Genomic DNA, 15771 nt, shown 5'->3' with positions numbered 1-15771 from the left:
GTTCATGCTATTAAGCAGAGGACCATCCGTTTTACATAACTTTGTGATTATATCATAATAAAATTTCTATTTCAATTTATTATCTTTAATATATTTTTCATATATATCCGGTCTTTTTTCCTTAGTGTTTTTTAATGAACTTTCATGTTTCCACTTTTCAATTTCTTTATGGTTTCCACTAAATAACACTTCTGGAACTTTAAGTCCATTAAATTCCCTAGGTCTTGTATAAACATTATTCTGCAATAGAAGATTATAGTGAGAATCTGTTACTACACTTTCTTCATTGCCTAATACACCATCTACTAATCTGGAAACAGAATCTATTACTACCATAGCAGCCAATTCTCCACCGGTCATAACGAAATCGCCAATTGAAAGTTCCATATCGACATAATTGTCAACAATTCTAGAATCAATTCCTTCATAATGTCCACATAATAGAATTATATCTTCGTAATTCAATAGCTCTTTACATATGTTTTGATTTAAAACCCTACCTTGTGGTGACATATATATTACAATAGAATTTTCTGTTTTTACATCCATAATAGAATCATAAACAGGCTGTGGAGTCATTAACATTCCTGCTCCTCCACCATATATTTCATCATCAACCCTATTGTGTTTATCCTTAGAATAATCTCTAATATTTTTTACAATTAATTCTATTTTTTCTTGTTCAATTGCCCTTCCTATAACTCCATAAGAATTTAATGAATTAATAAACTCCGGAAATAAAGTCAATACTTTGAATTTCATTAGAGCATTCCTTCTATAAGTTCTACATAAACTTTTTTATTTTTTATATCTATTTCCTTAACAAATTCTTTAACTGCCGGTATCATAAATTCTTTTTTATTTTTTGTTTCACATAAGTAAATATCATTTTTCGAATTAATAAGTACATCCTTAATATATCCAACAACCTTAGAGTCATTAATAACTTCCATACCAATTAAATCAGAAATATAATAGGTACCCTTTGGTAATTCCATTCTATCTTCTTCTTTTATATATATATATTTATCTTTAAACTTCAATACTTCATTTATATTATTAAAACCTTCAAGTTTAATATATACGAGTCCCCTGTAAATACGACTTTTTATTATTCTTACCTTGATTTTATTATCGTCAAGAAAAAAATCAATATCGTCTTCAAATCTCTTAGGATCATCAGTTAGAGGATAGACCTTTAAATCACCCTTAATACCATGTGTATTTGTAATATATCCTACTTTTACAAATTCCATAATTACCTACTGCATAATGTCCACTACTACTTTAACGCCATCTTTTATGGCCGCAGCTTTAACTACTGTTCTTATAGCCTTAGCTATTCTTCCTTCTTTTCCAATAATTCTACCTAGATCATTAGGATCAGCCTTTACTTCTATTATTAAGGTATTTCCTTCTTCCCTATGTGTTACAACTACTGCATCTGGATTTTCTACTAGTTCTTTAGCAATAGTTTCTACTAATTCAACCATAATACCTCCTAATGGTAGGACTCTTACTCTGAAACTTCTTCTGAATTATCGTTTTTAGTTTCGTAAACACCGTTGTTTTTAAATAATCTATTTACTGTATCAGTAGGTTTTGCACCATTTTTTATCCATTTATTAACTTTTTCAGCATCTACCTTAACTGTTTTTGGTTCTGTTAAAGGATTGTAATATCCAATTTCTTCAATAAACTTACCATCTCTAGGTGCTCTTATATCTGCTACTACTATTCTATAAAATGGATTTTTCTTTGATCCCATTCTTTTTAATCTAATTTTTACTGCCATTTATAAAACCTCCAAAATATTGTTTAAAATTTATTTAAAAAAGGGAAGTCCAAATTTTCCTCTTTTTTTCATGTTTTTACCCATATTGCCCATTTGTTTCATCATTTTTCTTGTTTCTTTAAATTGTTTCAATAATTTATTTAACTCGGAAACTGTTGTTCCAGAACCCTTTGCTATTCTTTTTTCTCCTACTTGAATCTATTATTTCAGGATTTTCCCTTTCATAATGAGTCATAGATTGAATCATAGCTTCAATTCTTTTAATTTCCTTGTCTCCGAAACTCAACCCCTTTAATGCTTTAGAATTTACTCCAGGAATCATTCCTAAAAGTTCATCTAATGGTCCCATGCTTCTTATTTGATCTAATTGTTCAAGGAAATCATTAAAGGAATATTTTTGCGATCTAATTTTTTCTTCTAATTCCTTAGCCTTCTTTTCATCTATTGCAGTTTGAGCCCTTTCGATTAATGAAAGAACATCACCCATGCCTAGTATTCTTGAAGCCATTCTATCTGGATGGAAAGGTTCTAATTCGTCTAACTTCTCTCCTACACCAATAAATTTAATTGGTTTTTCTGCAACATTTCGTATAGATAATGCTGCCCCACCTCTTGCATCACCGTCAAGCTTAGTTAAAATAATTCCTGTAACATCTAATTCTTCATTAAAGGATTTTGCAACATTAACTGCATCTTGCCCTGTCATAGCATCGACAACTAGAAGAATTTCATCCGGATTAACCGTTGACTTAATATCCTTTAACTCTTGCATTAATTCTTCATCAATATGAAGTCTACCTGCAGTATCTACAATTACAACATCGTTGTTATTCTTTTTAGCTTCTTCTACAGCTTGTTTAGCTATTTCTACAGGACTAATTTTATCCCCTAAGGAAAATACAGGTACATCAACTTTTTCACCTACAACTTGCAGTTGTTTAATTGCTGCAGGTCTGTAAATATCACCAGCAACTAAAATAGGTCTTTTGCCTTGTTTCTTTAAATGTAATGCTAGTTTACCACCATGTGTGGTCTTACCAGCCCCCTGTAATCCACATAATAATATTACAGTTGGTGGATTTGAAGAAAAGTTTATTTTTGCTTCACTTTCTCCCATTAGCTTTGTTAATTCTTCATTAACAATTTTTATAACTTGTTGTCCAGGAGTAAGACTTTCCATTACCTCTACTCCTAGCGCTCTTTCTTTAACAGTTTTTATAAAATCCTTAACAACTTTGAAGTTAACATCCGCTTCTAAAAGAGCAAGTTTTACCTCTCTCATAGCAACATCAATATCTTTTTCTGTTAATTTTCCTTTTCCTGTTAATTTTGAAAGTGCATTTTGTAATTTGTCCGATAGGTTTTCAAATATCATAAATAATTATCTCCTGCATTTTCATCTAAGAATTTATCTATTTCAAAAATAATATCCTTATATATTATCTCTTCACTAAAGCTATACTTTAAAGCTAAATTATTTAAATCTTCTTTGATTTTTTTTAATAATTTACTTGCATTATAACCTTTATTTATTAAATTAAGTTTTTTTTCAAAACTATATAGCTTATTAATAGCTCTTTTTAAATTTTCTGATACAGCTTGTTTAGAAATATTATTTAATTCAGCTATTTCTGTTAAAGATAAATCCTCATTGTAATACTCATCAACCATTTTAAATTGTTTCTTAGACAATAACTCACCATAATAATCAAAAAGTATTGCAACTTCCACTAGCTTTTCCATAATTACCTCTTTTGCACTGTCAACCTTTTACATTGACCTTGTATATTATACTTGCAAAAGATTTAAAAGTCAATGATTTTTTTATATTTTTTATATAAGAAATAATAATTAATAAAATAAAAAATATGCCCTTTCAAAATAATTTTTGGCATATATTTTATTAAATATTTTTCATAGTTTTAACTATTCTTTTTTAAAACTTTTTCAAAAGATTTCTTTTTTGTCTTAAAACAAACTGTTTTTTTCAAGCTTCGTCCTACCTTGGGAAACAGGTTGCATTAGACCTACCACCAAATCACAGATTTGGGGTTAGATGAGTTTCTCTTTTCTAGAGGGTATAATTCTTTCTCTTTTATCTCTTACTTCTATTTCACTTTGTCTTATTGCAGACTGTTTCTTCCAAGCTTCTTCGAACCTTGGGAAACAGGTTGCATTAGACCTACCACCAAATCATAGATTTGGGGTTAGGTCATTTCACTGCTTCGTTTGCCAAATCGTAGATTTGGACTTCGCTGTATCTGACCTACATCTACTTGCAAAAGACGCAAGCAGTGTTAGGTCATTAATCTCTGCCCGGTTGGAATTTTGGATAATATTTTATTGTTCCAAGTCTTCTTCTCCAATAGTTTAAAAATCTTTTTAAGTTTCTATCTTCTTTATACCATTGGGTAAATTCAAAACCATCTGCTAATAGTTTTTTAACATATTCTTTATCTTTTTCATTGGCATACTTTTTAAGTACTAATGGATCTACGTATAACCATAATTTTTCATTTTTGTGGTAATATATTGGTTTATCTTCATTATATATAAGATCATCTACTAGAAATGTAACAAAGTTACAACCACCTGTTGTCATATAAAAACTGGATCTTCCCTGTCTTATATTTATTTCAAATACCTTATACTTCTTGTCCCTTATATCATATTTAAAATCAAAATTTGCAAATCCTCTATAGTTAATATCTTCAAGAAATTTTTTGCACATTTTATAAATTTCAGGGTTGTCCTGTGTTACTAAGGCATTGTAGTTTCCAATTCCCTCCGGTAATGACTCATCTAGCAGGCATTTTCCAAAGCACATCATTTTAACTCTACCTTTTGAATCAACATAAGCGTTTAAAACAGCCATTGTAGAATGGTCTCCGGGAATATAGTCCTGGACTATTAACTCACCACTATAACCGGCATTATAAATATCGCTGATAATCTGATTATATTCTTCTTCATTATTTGCCTTATAAGCCTTCTTTTTTCCAGGAAAATCCAAATTCAAATATTCTATACTATCATTTGCTTTTACTGCTAGTGGAAACTCAAAGGGAATCTCATAATTATTTCTCATATCTTTGGATATTACATAGGTATTTGGATAGTTTAAATTATACTTTTCGCAAATTTTCATAAAAATCTTTTTTGTTTTCCAACTGCCTTTGTAATTCTAAGGGAACATAATTAAATAAATAATATTTTTCCAATAAATCCCTGTTTTCTGTAATAAGACTTGTGTAACCATCTGAACAGGAAATAAGCAATAATTTTTTTCCTGTATTTTTATATTTTTCGGCAATTTCTACCATTTTGTTTGAAAATACATCTTGTTTATCAAAATCTTTAAAGGTAAAAACTTCTACTATTTTTGAATTCTGTGTAAATGGTAGTGCTTGTTTTCCTAAAGCAATGGATTTTATACCATAGGCTTGGTGAAAGGACCTTGCTACACCATATGCATTTATATCTGTTCCTAATATAATAGGAAGAAAAACTGTATTCATTGTAACTCCTAACAAATTAATTTTATATACCATATTATAGTAACATAAGATATTATAAATTATTAATATATTGTATTTTATTCTTAAAAATTCCAAAGAAAGTATATACCTTCTTTGGAATTTTTACAAGATATGAATATCTATAATACTTTTAAATATATACTATTGTACTTCTACATCAATAAAATCAAATTTACCTACATCAAATAAGCCCTTATCTGTAAGTTTAACTTCCGGTATTACTGCTAGGGACATAAAACATAGGGTCATTATTGGTTCCACATCTTTATTAATCTTTAAATTGTCATAGGCAATGTCATGAATTTCAGATAGCTTTTTATCTACCCATTCTCCTGATTTATCGCTCATAATACCACCTAAAGGCATTGGCATACTTCCGATTACCTTTTCTTTGTCCACAACAATAATGCCGCCATTTTGTTTTACTAATTCATTTACGGCAAAATACATATCCTTATCGTTAGCACCAACTACTATAATATTATGGGAATCATGAGCAATTGATAAGGCTACTGCACCATTTTTTAATCCATACCCTTTTAATAGTCCTGTTGCAACATTTCCGGTACCCTTATGCCTTTCAACTACTGCTACTTTTAATATATCCCTATCTTCTGAATAAATAAATTCTTTATTTTCGTCTATATTTACTTCTTCTACTACTCTTTTTGTTACAACACCACCTGGTTGAATCTCTATTATATTGGCTTTTCCTGATGGTATTTTCAACTGTAATTTATCTATTGTAAAATCTTTTACATTAAAGCTGCTTCTTACAATATCGCTGTTAACTTTCTCTATTTCAAATAAATATTTTCCCTTTTCAGCTACTTTTTCACCATTAATATATACCTGTTCTACCTTAAATTTATTTAAATCCTCAAGAACTACTAAATCAGCCTTATAGCCCGGTGCAATTGCACCTTTATTATGTAACTTAAAACATTCTGCCGCATTTAATGAAGCCATTTGAATTGCTGTTATAGGATCTATTCCGGATTCAACAGATATTCTTAAATGGTTGTCTATATGACCTTCCTCTAATATGGTTTTAGGTTGTCTGTCATCAGAACAGAATAAACATCTTCTACTATTTTCCTCTGTAACCTCTTTAATTAATAGTCTTAGTTCATGGCAAGCGGAACCTTCCCTTAATAGAATATACATTCCTTTTGACAGTCTTTCATGCATTTCATCTGCTGTACTACATTCGTGTTCCGTATTAATTCCAGGCAATATATAGGCATTTAAATCTTTCCCTGTAACTCCCGGTGAATGTCCATCTATTAACTTCCCATTTTTAATAGCTAAATTCAGTTTATCTATTACCATAGGGTCTCCGTTAATTATTCCCGGAAAATTCATAAACTCCCCTAAGCCTAAAATCTCCTCTTTATTAATATGTTCTATCATGTCCTCTGCATTTATAACTGCTCCTGCATTTTCAAAAGGAGTTGCCGGTACACATGAAGGAATCATAAATTTAATATCCAATTTAGTGTTATATGATGCATCTATCATATAATCTAAGCCAGCTAATCCATTTACATTTACAATTTCATGAGGGTCGGCGATTATAGTAGTTGTACCACAAGGTACTAAAAGACTTCCCAACTCTTCAGGACTTAAATAGGATGATTCAATATGAATATGCCCATCAATAAATCCTGGAGAAAGGTATTTTCCCTTTAAATCTATTTCTTCTACACCTTCATAATCACCAATTCCAACTATATAATCCTCAAATATCCCTACATTTCCTTCAATTATCCTATGTCCAAATACATCTATAATTCTACAATTTTTAAAAACTTTACTACATGGTTTTCTTCCAGCTGCTGCATCTATTAATGTCTTTAATTTTAGTTTATCCATAGTTTCCTCCTGTAATAAAATATTCAATTCTTTCTTTATATTATATAGCATCTTACCTAGCTCTAAAAGCAGTATTTTAAGCTAAATCTAATTGCTACCTGTATTTGACTAATAAAAAATAATACCTCAAATCTATTTAAGGTATTATTTCTAAAATATTTATTAAGTTTTTTATCGTGTTCCTCCGCCACTTCCGCCACCGAAAGAACCTCCTCCTCCACCTAAACTGGAAAAACCTCCAGCACCGGAAGAAGGGCTGGCTGCACTGCTATAGGAAGAATAGAAGCCTGAAGAAAAAATTCTAATCCAAAAAATTGTCTCTAGATCATAATATGTTTCATTATAATAGTCAGGATATAGTTTTTCAAATTCCTTTTCAACTTCCTTCGTTATTCCAAGTAATGCTGCATATATCATATAATTATCCCAAATATGAACATTGTAAGAATCCCTAGTATTTAATAACGAATAGTCCTTGAGATAATTTTCAAATCGTACTAAATTGTCCATTAACTCTTGACCTTTTGAGGTTAATAAAATCTTTGTATGTTTGGAAAATCTATTAACTTTTGTCTCCAAATTCACATATCCTAAATCCTCGAATAAATTCTTAGATAAGTCTGTAAAATCTGCTACACTGGATGTTAAATCAACATGATTTTTACTCGCCCATGATTTAAAATCCTTAGCTTCAAGTATTCCTTTACCTTTTGCTGCACTTAATACTGCATTATACAAATAATTTTCAAAAGCATCTGTTGTGTTAATATTATCTTCTAAGATTTTAAAAGAAATTTTTTCTTTTTTAAATACTATTCCAGATTTATCCTTTACTGTTTCTATTTTCTTTTCTTGAATCCATTTTAAAAAATACGCCGATATATAATTTTCTAAATACTTAGGCCATTTACCATTTAGCATAATTAATAAATCACCTAAGTTTCCGGAATATGGAATCTCCCTATAATAAAGTCCCTTATTGCTCTTTCTATCGACCTTTATATAGTTTGATTCAGTTCCTTTATAATTATCTTTCTTAACTCTTTTAGATTGCCAGCTAAGTAATAAACCTGTAATTAATAATATTATTGGTCCTAGAAATTTAAATACACTTGAAGCAGCTATATGGGTTGATGGTTTTGATTCATCACTTTTACTTTTTCCACCTTTTCCGGATTCATCTATAGTATAACTAGAGCCTTCAAAGGCCTCTTTTTGTATTTCTTCAAAGCTTTTATTTACCGATGAACTTGTTGAAAAAATAGGTTCAGTAAATTGGGTAAGTATAGTAAGATAATTTGTGTCTTTAAATTGTCTATTATTTTCCGCTACTATTTTGCCATTTTCAAAATTAATCTCACCATCATATCCAAATGCCCAAATTTTAGAATTTTCATAGGATAAGTCATAATTTTCAACTTCTATTTCAACTTTTACTCTATCAATATCTTCAGATAATTTATCATTAATAAATTTCCAATTGAAAAACTGATAGTCATCTGAATTTTTTACAAAATTTGTTAATTTATATTGAACTACAAAATTATTATTTCCATATTCGGAAATACCATAACATAATTCATAACCATTATTAGTTTCTACAAAACCATATTTTCCACTTTTTTCTTCAAAGGACCAACTTGTGTTCCAATTATCTACAAATTCCATTGGTTTATTGTTATAGTAAACAACATAATCCATTATTTCAGAATCTGATAAATTTCCCATAACTATATAATGTTCAGTACCTTCATCATCATAGTAATTGTATTCATTTGTTAATATAGCATCTCCCTCTTGCTCCAATTTAACATTTATATTAACAGATTCCAATTCTGTTGCAAAAGATATTGTTGGAAACAATAATAATATTATACTTAAAATAATTAATTTAATTTTTTTCATATACAAACCCCAATATTTACCATGATGGCGTATTATATTTTTCTTCAACATTTTGGAAATATTCTTCTTCTTTAAAATTAAAAATTCCTGCTATTAAATTATTTGGAAAGGTTTGAATATTTGTATTGAATTTAGTAACTGTATCATTATAAATCATTCGTGAGTGTCTTACATTGTTTTCATATTTATCAACTTGAGTCATTGTATTTTGATATACTTCTGATGCTTTCAAATCAGGATAATTTTCAACAACAAAATTAAGCCTATCTACTGCCTGTTTAAATAATTCATCATTTTTCTCTAAATCTTCAATATTTGAATTCCTATCGACATTAGACCTACTCATAGTAATATCTCTTAATAGTACATCTTCATGTTTTTGATATGACTTTGTTGCTTCAATTAAATTTGTTATAGCATCCCACCTTGACTCTATTTGAGTAGCTACTTGTCCCTTAGAATTTTTCACCATTTCTCTTTGCTTTATAAAATTATTATATGAACTTATTATAAAAATAACCAATAAGGCAACTACTATTATAATAGCTATTATCATAATTTCTCCTTTAATATTTATTGTAGTATTTTTTATACTCTTTTTATCTATGTCTTGTATCTTGACGATATTTAGGTACCCATTTTACAACTTCTTTCATAAAAATATTATCTTTAATTGAATAACCATCATATAGATTGATTAAACCTGTAGAAAACTCCCTTACCCAAATTAATATTTTAAAATCTAATGATAAACTATAAAAATATGATGAATCTATTTTTCTTATTTCTTTTATTAAAGTTGGACTTACTCCATATATTGTTGAGTATAGTACTAAATTATCAATATATTTTTTTGTAAAATCCCCCTTATTGTAAAATTTAGACAAGTTTCTTAAATAATTTTTATACACTGAATATAATCTTCCCTAAAAATTACATATAGGTCTTCAATATTTTCCTTGTAGGGAAATTCTTCACATATACCATGATAGTTTTTCTTTACCCTTAACTTATTTTCCAGTTCCATTTCTAACCTCTAAATAATTTAAGCAAATTCATTTTTTATACTTCTTAAAAATAGATTTTCAATTTCTTCCTTAGCATCCCTCTTATTAAAACATACATTATAAACAGCTTCTGTTATTGGTAAATCAACCTTATATTCCTCTTTTAGCTTCATCATAGCCTTAGATGTATAATAACCTTCTGCTAATTTATCAAATTTTTCCCCTTTTACTAAGCTCTCTCCAAATTTTCTATTGTTGGAAAATTGCGAGAAAACCGTAGCTTCATAATCGCCTAAATGACAAAGTCCATATGCGGAAAAGGGATTACCACCCATTTTTTCAATTAAACGAGAAACCTCTCTAGTACCTCTGCTCATTAAAGCACCTTTTAATGATGTTAAACCTAATCCATCTAAAGCTCCAGCAGCAATACCAATTACATTTTTAGCCGCAGCACCTATTTCATTTCCCAATAAATCATTTCCATAATAAAATCTAATTAAAGGGCTGGTAAACTTTTCAACTAAAAACTTTTTACAAGCTTCGTTTTTAGAATCTATTACCATACAATTTGGCACACCTCTGTAAAATTCCTGTACATGACCAGGTCCTAACCAAACGGCAATTCTGTTAGAATAATCTACATTGGCTTCAGCAATTTCACTTAACCTTTCAGTTGACTCAATTTCTATTCCTTTCATACAAAGGACAAATATTTTATCCTTTAAGTTATATTCTTTCAGTTCTTCAAGTACATTTCTAAAAACCTGAGCTCCAACAGATATAACAATGATTTCCGATTTTTGGGTTACAGCTAAATCACTTGAAAGTTTTATACTTTCAGGCAATTCTATCATTCCATTTGTCCTAGTATTTTTAAACTGTTGGAATTTTTTTGAACTTTCCCTACCATATAGAGTTACATCATTTCCTATTTTATTTAAATACCAAGCTATGAAAGATCCCCATCTTCCACAACCTATTACAGTTATTTTCATTGTTCCTCCTTGTTTAATGAACTTGGTCAACTATAGTTCATTATTTTATATATAAGTATATTATAACAAAAAAAGGAACCAATTAAATTGATTCCTTCTCTTTTTAACCGAATATTAAATTTATAATTAATAACATTATAAAACCTACAGCCCAAGCTATTGTTGATGTTATGGACCAAATTTTTATTTGTTCTTTTGCATCTATAATTCCTAGGGATCTATTTACAACCCAGAAAAAACTATCGTTAAAATGACTAAAGAATAAGGATCCTATACAGGCAGATAATGTAGCAAAAACCGGATCAACATTTAAGGACACCATAATTGGAGCTGTTATTGATGCTGCCGTTAACATTGCAACTGTTCCACTACCTTGAATAAATCTCATTAAAGTAGCTATTAAAAATGGTAGAAATATTGGAGGAATTGGAGAATTTGCTATATAGCCTGCTATATATTCACCAACACCACTGTCTCTTAAAACTTGTCCTAAAGCACCTCCACCACCTGTTACCAATATAATAATGCCAGCGGATTGTATACCTTTTTCCATGTCACTAATAACAAAGTTTCTGTCTAGGCCTTTAGTTAAAGTTAGTATTGCTATAACCAGTCCAATACCTACTGCTACAATTGGAGTTCCAAAAAACACTAAAACACTTCCCAATGTACCTTTAACTTTCATTGCTGTTGATACAGTATTTAAAAGTATTAATATTATTGGTACAATAATTGGAGCAAAAGAAGTAAATACACCTGGAAGACCTTCTTCTGAATATTCTATAGGTTTCTTTTCCAATTCTTCCCTATTTTCAGGTCTTATCCACTCTTGAGCACCATCTCCCGGTAATTGGTAAATTTGTTTTCCCATATATCTAGCATATATTAATGATGCTATCATCATTGGTATTGCAACAACTATCCCCCATAATATAACACTTCCTACATTTGCTCCAAATATACCTGCCGCTCCAACCGGTCCCGGAGTAGGTGGTACTAAACTGTGAGTTATAACAAGTCCTGAAGCAAGTGCTATTCCTAATGAAATTACAGATTTTTTAGTTTGTTTTGACAAAGCTTTCGCCAATGGTGAAAGAATAACAAAACCGGAATCGCAGAAAATAGGTATTGAAACTAAAAATCCTGTTACAGATAGGGCTGCTTCTTCCCTATCCTTTCCAAATAACTTGATGAAGGTATAGGCCATTCTTGTAGCTGCACCACTGGTTTCAAAAATTTGACCCATCATTACTCCAAAACCAATAATTATACCAATGCTACCTAAGGTACTTCCAAACCCATTTGTTATTGCCGTCAAAACATCATTTTGAGGCATGCCTCCAACTATACCTATAAATATTGAAGCTAATATTAAGGCTAAAAATGTATGAATCTTTGTCTTTAATATTAAAAACACCAATAATATAATTCCTATAATTAATGCTGCAACCATTCTTTCCATTATTTATTCCTCCTAGCTATTAAAATATGGAGCATATTTTGCAGCAAGTTTTACCGCTTCAATCATACTTACAGCTGAAGCTATGTTTTTTCCTGCTATATCATATGCTGTTCCATGGTCTACACTAGTTCTTAAAAATGGCATAGAATTAGTAATAGATATTGTTTTTTCAAAATTATATGTTTTTGTTGCAATATGTCCTTGATCATGGTAAAGACTTAAAACACATGCATATTGTCCTTGTAATGCTTGATGGAATACAGAATCAGCTCCTACAGGTCCTACAACATCATAACCTTCCTTTTGTGCTTGCTCTATTGCCGGTGTTATTTCTTCAACTTCCTCCATTCCAAAAAGTCCGTGTTCTCCTGAATGTGGGTTTAATCCAGCTACTGCCATTTTTCCTTTAACACCAAGTTTATTTAAGGCCTCTGTACATCTTCTAATATAATCCAGTACTCTATCGTATTTAACAACATCAATTGCATCTCTTAAAGAAAGATGTCTCGATAAGAAAAACACCCTTAAGTTTTCAACTTCAAACATAGTTAAAGGATCATGAACTCCGGAAATATCCTCTAGCATTTCTGTATGACCTATATATGGTATGTTAGCAGCTCTTAAGGATTCTTTATTAATAGGAGTTGTGGCTATGGCATCGACTTCTTTTGCCATTGCTAATTCCCCAACTACCTTAATATATTGGTAAGAAGCATTACCACAAGTAGAGTTTACTTTACCAAATTCAAAATCTTCTTTTATTAAACCTAAATCTATTAAATCAATAGTGCCTTTTTCGAACTTCGCTTCAGAAACTTTTTCTATTATATTAATATTCATATTAATTCCGGTAACTTCTATTGCCTTCTCTACTACGTATTTATCACCTACTAGAATTAAATTACAATTATTAATAGTTTCATCATCATTAAATGTTTTTATTGTTATTTCAGGTCCTATTCCTGCCGGATCACCTAAAGGTATTCCTATAATTGGTTTCATATTTTATTCCTCCTTATTCTTCTCCTAAAGTATTTTTTAATTTTTCTAAACATAGTTTCATTGCATTTTTATCTCCAACCATTCCGCCCTTACTTATAATTCTTAAACCCGGAATTTTACCACCAATTAATCTACCATAAGCAGCCAATGGAATAATCTCTTCTTTTATTTCAATCATATTTGAATTAAGTTCCTTTATTAATTCAACTGTTACATCTCCACCACTTGAAAACACTCCTGCAAAAGAAAAATCTTTAACTAATAATTTTGCTGCTATTTCACCTAGCCCATGGGAGATCATAATTGAAATATCATCTATAGGCATATTGGTTTCTTTCGATATTTCATTTAAATCCAACCTTTTGTCATTGGGATTATAAGGCGTAGTTGTAATAAGTAAAAAATCCTCCTCTTTTAAGAACTTCTCCCCTTCTTTTACAGCCCTGCTTATTTCAGATTTATAGGTGTCAATTCCTATTAATTTTAAAGGATCTATTTTTAAAATATTAATTGGATAACTAAATATTAATTCCTTTACTTGTTCTATAGTAATATCTGTTACTGAACCTACAACCATTAAAACTTTACTGAATATTTCTTCCTCTTCTAAATACCTCTCTGCTAATTTACAAGTAAAAGGTCCCGGATCAACGGAAATAAATTTAATTTTGCTAGAAATAACTGCCTTAGCAATTATTTCTAGATGTTTATCTGTAAATCCATCAAATAATAATAATTTTGTATTATTTTTATATTTTTCTAAAATAAGTTTTTCTAAATATTCAGAGCCTTTTTCAATATCTTCTAAATAAATACTATCAATCTTTCGATTAAACTGTTTTTTAAAAAGTTCTTCTACTTTAGAAGAATCAACCGGCGTCTTAGTATCTTTGCCAGCATCGGTATTTATTAATAAAGAGCCGTTTACTACCATAGTTCCATTTAAAACAACCCTATTTGTTGATGGATATATAGGAACACATACAGCCATATATTCGTCATCTAAAGAATCTAACATAGCTATGGTTTCTATCCCAATATTTCCTCTTAAAGTTGAGTCTATTCTTTTACTAAAAAAAACTATATCTTTATTTTTAAACTTGGCCATGGCTTTTTTTACAATACTATATGCTTCCTTTTCAAACATAGCTCTTGAATCAGTAGAAATTGCTATTGCTTGAATATCTTCATTTTCCTTATAATTATCTACCGATAAAACGCTTGCACTACTAATGCCTATTTTTTTCATAAGCGAACAATTCGCATTAGCTCCTGTTAAATCATCTGCTATCATTACATATTCGGGCATAGTAACTCCTTTATGCTTTTATTACCTTAATATTATTTTCTAAAAAATATTTATTATTTTCATAATCTATTTCTTTTTCAGTTATTAATACATTGAATTCCTTCATATCTGCTATAAAATATAGACTATTTTTATTGAATTTAGAGCTATCTGCAAGAAGAATTTTTTCATTTGAATTTTGTAAAACCAATTTTTTATATTCAACCTTCCCCAGAGTCGGAGTATATAATTTGTAGTTACTATCTATATATGATATTCCTAAAAAACATTTGTCAAAATGTAGCATTTCTATATTGTTTTTTGCAATATAGCCCTGTGTACTGTAGGTTGCTTTAGAAACGTTTCCTCCAATAAAAATCATGTCTATATCTTCTCTATTCATCATATAAAAAGCAATGCTTATATCATTTGTTACAACAGTTAAATTTTTATATTCCTTTTCCAAAATACTTTCCATTAACATAAATGTTGTTGTACCAGCATCTAAAAAAATTATATCCCCATCTTCAATAATTTTGTTCCCTTCAATAGCTATTCTTCTTTTCGCCCTTACATTTTCAATCTTTTTTCTCTCATATTTAGTTTCAATATAAGCAGGATTTTTAGGATAAGCCCCTCCTTTTTCTCTTTTTACTAAATTTAATTCCTCTAAGGAATTTAAATCTCTCCTAATAGTCATAGCACTAACTGAAAAAACTTCTGCTAATTTAGTAACAGTTGTAAAGCCATTGTTATCTAAATATTTTTTAACTTCATTAATTCTTTTGTTTGTTTTCATAAGATGATCACCTTTATAAACAAATTGTATAAATAATTTTTATAAATGTCAATGGTCTTTTATTCATTTTAAATCCAATAATACACACTTACTATAAGTTA

17 protein-coding genes and 1 pseudogene are annotated in these 15771 nt (G+C 29.5%); all 18 read right to left on the bottom strand.

All coding sequences use genetic code 11. The features are described from left to right. Positions 1-66: 66 nt before the first annotated feature. Positions 67-762 carry a tRNA (guanosine(37)-N1)-methyltransferase TrmD gene (gene trmD / locus JFY71_RS08330; RefSeq protein ID WP_243660349.1) on the bottom strand — a complete coding sequence of 232 codons (696 nt, stop codon included), beginning with the start codon at positions 760-762 and terminating at the stop codon, positions 67-69. After that, positions 762-1256: a ribosome maturation factor RimM gene (rimM, locus tag JFY71_RS08325; RefSeq protein WP_243660348.1), complete on the bottom strand. Its 495-nt coding sequence runs from the start codon at positions 1254-1256 to the stop codon at positions 762-764. The genes trmD and rimM overlap by 1 nt, the downstream gene beginning before the upstream one ends. Before the next feature lie 6 nt (positions 1257-1262). After that, positions 1263-1493, bottom strand: a complete 231-nt coding sequence (locus tag JFY71_RS08320; protein WP_243660347.1) for a KH domain-containing protein — start codon at positions 1491-1493, stop codon at positions 1263-1265. A 23-nt stretch (positions 1494-1516) separates the two neighbouring features. Then, complete coding sequence (gene rpsP, locus JFY71_RS08315) at positions 1517-1795, bottom strand: 30S ribosomal protein S16 (RefSeq protein WP_243660346.1); 279 nt, start codon at positions 1793-1795, stop codon at positions 1517-1519. Positions 1796-1825: 30 nt separating this feature from the next. Then, a pseudogene (gene ffh, locus JFY71_RS08310) lies at positions 1826-3170 on the bottom strand (signal recognition particle protein). Further along, positions 3167-3538, bottom strand: a complete 372-nt coding sequence (gene ylxM / locus JFY71_RS08305; RefSeq protein WP_243660345.1) for a YlxM family DNA-binding protein — start codon at positions 3536-3538, stop codon at positions 3167-3169. Before ylxM ends, ffh begins: the two are co-directional and overlap by 4 nt. Before the next feature lie 562 nt (positions 3539-4100). Further along, positions 4101-4943 carry a carboxylate--amine ligase gene (locus tag JFY71_RS08300; RefSeq protein WP_243660344.1) on the bottom strand — a complete coding sequence of 281 codons (843 nt, stop codon included), beginning with the start codon at positions 4941-4943 and terminating at the stop codon, positions 4101-4103. Further along, on the bottom strand, positions 4921-5313 hold the full coding sequence (locus JFY71_RS08295) for a hypothetical protein (protein ID WP_243660343.1): 393 nt from the start codon (positions 5311-5313) through the stop codon (positions 4921-4923). The genes JFY71_RS08300 and JFY71_RS08295 overlap by 23 nt, the downstream gene beginning before the upstream one ends. Positions 5314-5475: 162 nt before the next feature. Further along, the gene (ade, locus tag JFY71_RS08290) at positions 5476-7209 is read right to left on the bottom strand and encodes an adenine deaminase (protein WP_243660342.1); all 1734 of its coding nucleotides are present in this window, start codon (positions 7207-7209) and stop codon (positions 5476-5478) included. Positions 7210-7380: 171 nt separating this feature from the next. Continuing rightward, entirely contained in the window at positions 7381-9114 is a 1734-nt protein-coding gene (locus JFY71_RS08285) for a DUF2207 family protein (RefSeq protein WP_243660341.1), read from the bottom strand. 16 nt (positions 9115-9130) lie between these two features. Continuing rightward, positions 9131-9670 (bottom strand): LemA family protein, encoded by a 540-nt coding sequence (locus JFY71_RS08280; RefSeq protein WP_243660340.1) that lies wholly within the window; start codon positions 9668-9670, stop codon positions 9131-9133. Positions 9671-9713: 43 nt separating this feature from the next. Then, entirely contained in the window at positions 9714-10025 is a 312-nt protein-coding gene (locus JFY71_RS08275; RefSeq protein ID WP_243660339.1) for a hypothetical protein, read from the bottom strand. Beyond that, positions 10007-10141 (bottom strand): hypothetical protein, encoded by a 135-nt coding sequence (locus JFY71_RS12045; RefSeq protein WP_263457723.1) that lies wholly within the window; start codon positions 10139-10141, stop codon positions 10007-10009. Before JFY71_RS12045 ends, JFY71_RS08275 begins: the two co-directional genes overlap by 19 nt. A gap of 18 nt (positions 10142-10159) precedes the next feature. Then, a complete protein-coding gene (locus JFY71_RS08270) occupies positions 10160-11119 on the bottom strand; it encodes an NAD(P)H-dependent glycerol-3-phosphate dehydrogenase (RefSeq protein WP_243660338.1) in 960 nt (319 codons plus the stop codon). A 103-nt stretch (positions 11120-11222) separates the two neighbouring features. Next, entirely contained in the window at positions 11223-12581 is a 1359-nt protein-coding gene (locus JFY71_RS08265) for a GntP family permease (RefSeq protein WP_243660337.1), read from the bottom strand. 12 nt (positions 12582-12593) lie between these two features. After that, entirely contained in the window at positions 12594-13583 is a 990-nt protein-coding gene (gene pdxA, locus JFY71_RS08260) for a 4-hydroxythreonine-4-phosphate dehydrogenase PdxA (protein ID WP_243660336.1), read from the bottom strand. Positions 13584-13596: 13 nt separating this feature from the next. Further along, positions 13597-14892 (bottom strand): four-carbon acid sugar kinase family protein, encoded by a 1296-nt coding sequence (locus JFY71_RS08255; RefSeq protein ID WP_243660335.1) that lies wholly within the window; start codon positions 14890-14892, stop codon positions 13597-13599. 10 nt (positions 14893-14902) lie between these two features. Beyond that, on the bottom strand, positions 14903-15670 hold the full coding sequence (locus tag JFY71_RS08250) for a DeoR/GlpR family DNA-binding transcription regulator (RefSeq protein WP_243660334.1): 768 nt from the start codon (positions 15668-15670) through the stop codon (positions 14903-14905). Positions 15671-15771: the final 101 nt, after the last annotated feature.

This window comes from Miniphocaeibacter halophilus, from assembly GCF_016458825.1.
Classification (GTDB): domain Bacteria; phylum Bacillota; class Clostridia; order Tissierellales; family Peptoniphilaceae; genus Miniphocaeibacter; species Miniphocaeibacter halophilus.
The sequence above is the reverse complement of the archived record's forward strand: the minus strand, read 5'-3'. Positions and strand labels throughout refer to the sequence as shown.

What these genes read in the sequence shown, in the direction of transcription:
- trmD (WP_243660349.1), bottom strand. Translation starts at nt 762, where the DNA reads ATGAAATTCAAAGTATTGACTTTATTTCCGGAGTTTATTAATTCATTA.
- rimM (WP_243660348.1), bottom strand. Translation starts at nt 1,256, where the DNA reads ATGGAATTTGTAAAAGTAGGATATATTACAAATACACATGGTATTAAG.
- JFY71_RS08320 (WP_243660347.1), bottom strand. Translation starts at nt 1,493, where the DNA reads ATGGTTGAATTAGTAGAAACTATTGCTAAAGAACTAGTAGAAAATCCA.
- rpsP (WP_243660346.1), bottom strand. Translation starts at nt 1,795, where the DNA reads ATGGCAGTAAAAATTAGATTAAAAAGAATGGGATCAAAGAAAAATCCA.
- ylxM (WP_243660345.1), bottom strand. Translation starts at nt 3,538, where the DNA reads ATGGAAAAGCTAGTGGAAGTTGCAATACTTTTTGATTATTATGGTGAG.
- JFY71_RS08300 (WP_243660344.1), bottom strand. Translation starts at nt 4,943, where the DNA reads ATGAAAATTTGCGAAAAGTATAATTTAAACTATCCAAATACCTATGTA.
- JFY71_RS08295 (WP_243660343.1), bottom strand. Translation starts at nt 5,313, where the DNA reads ATGAATACAGTTTTTCTTCCTATTATATTAGGAACAGATATAAATGCA.
- ade (WP_243660342.1), bottom strand. Translation starts at nt 7,209, where the DNA reads ATGGATAAACTAAAATTAAAGACATTAATAGATGCAGCAGCTGGAAGA.
- JFY71_RS08285 (WP_243660341.1), bottom strand. Translation starts at nt 9,114, where the DNA reads ATGAAAAAAATTAAATTAATTATTTTAAGTATAATATTATTATTGTTT.
- JFY71_RS08280 (WP_243660340.1), bottom strand. Translation starts at nt 9,670, where the DNA reads ATGATAATAGCTATTATAATAGTAGTTGCCTTATTGGTTATTTTTATA.
- JFY71_RS12045 (WP_263457723.1), bottom strand. Translation starts at nt 10,141, where the DNA reads ATGGAACTGGAAAATAAGTTAAGGGTAAAGAAAAACTATCATGGTATA.
- JFY71_RS08270 (WP_243660338.1), bottom strand. Translation starts at nt 11,119, where the DNA reads ATGAAAATAACTGTAATAGGTTGTGGAAGATGGGGATCTTTCATAGCT.
- JFY71_RS08265 (WP_243660337.1), bottom strand. Translation starts at nt 12,581, where the DNA reads ATGGAAAGAATGGTTGCAGCATTAATTATAGGAATTATATTATTGGTG.
- pdxA (WP_243660336.1), bottom strand. Translation starts at nt 13,583, where the DNA reads ATGAAACCAATTATAGGAATACCTTTAGGTGATCCGGCAGGAATAGGA.
- JFY71_RS08255 (WP_243660335.1), bottom strand. Translation starts at nt 14,892, where the DNA reads ATGCCCGAATATGTAATGATAGCAGATGATTTAACAGGAGCTAATGCG.
- JFY71_RS08250 (WP_243660334.1), bottom strand. Translation starts at nt 15,670, where the DNA reads ATGAAAACAAACAAAAGAATTAATGAAGTTAAAAAATATTTAGATAAC.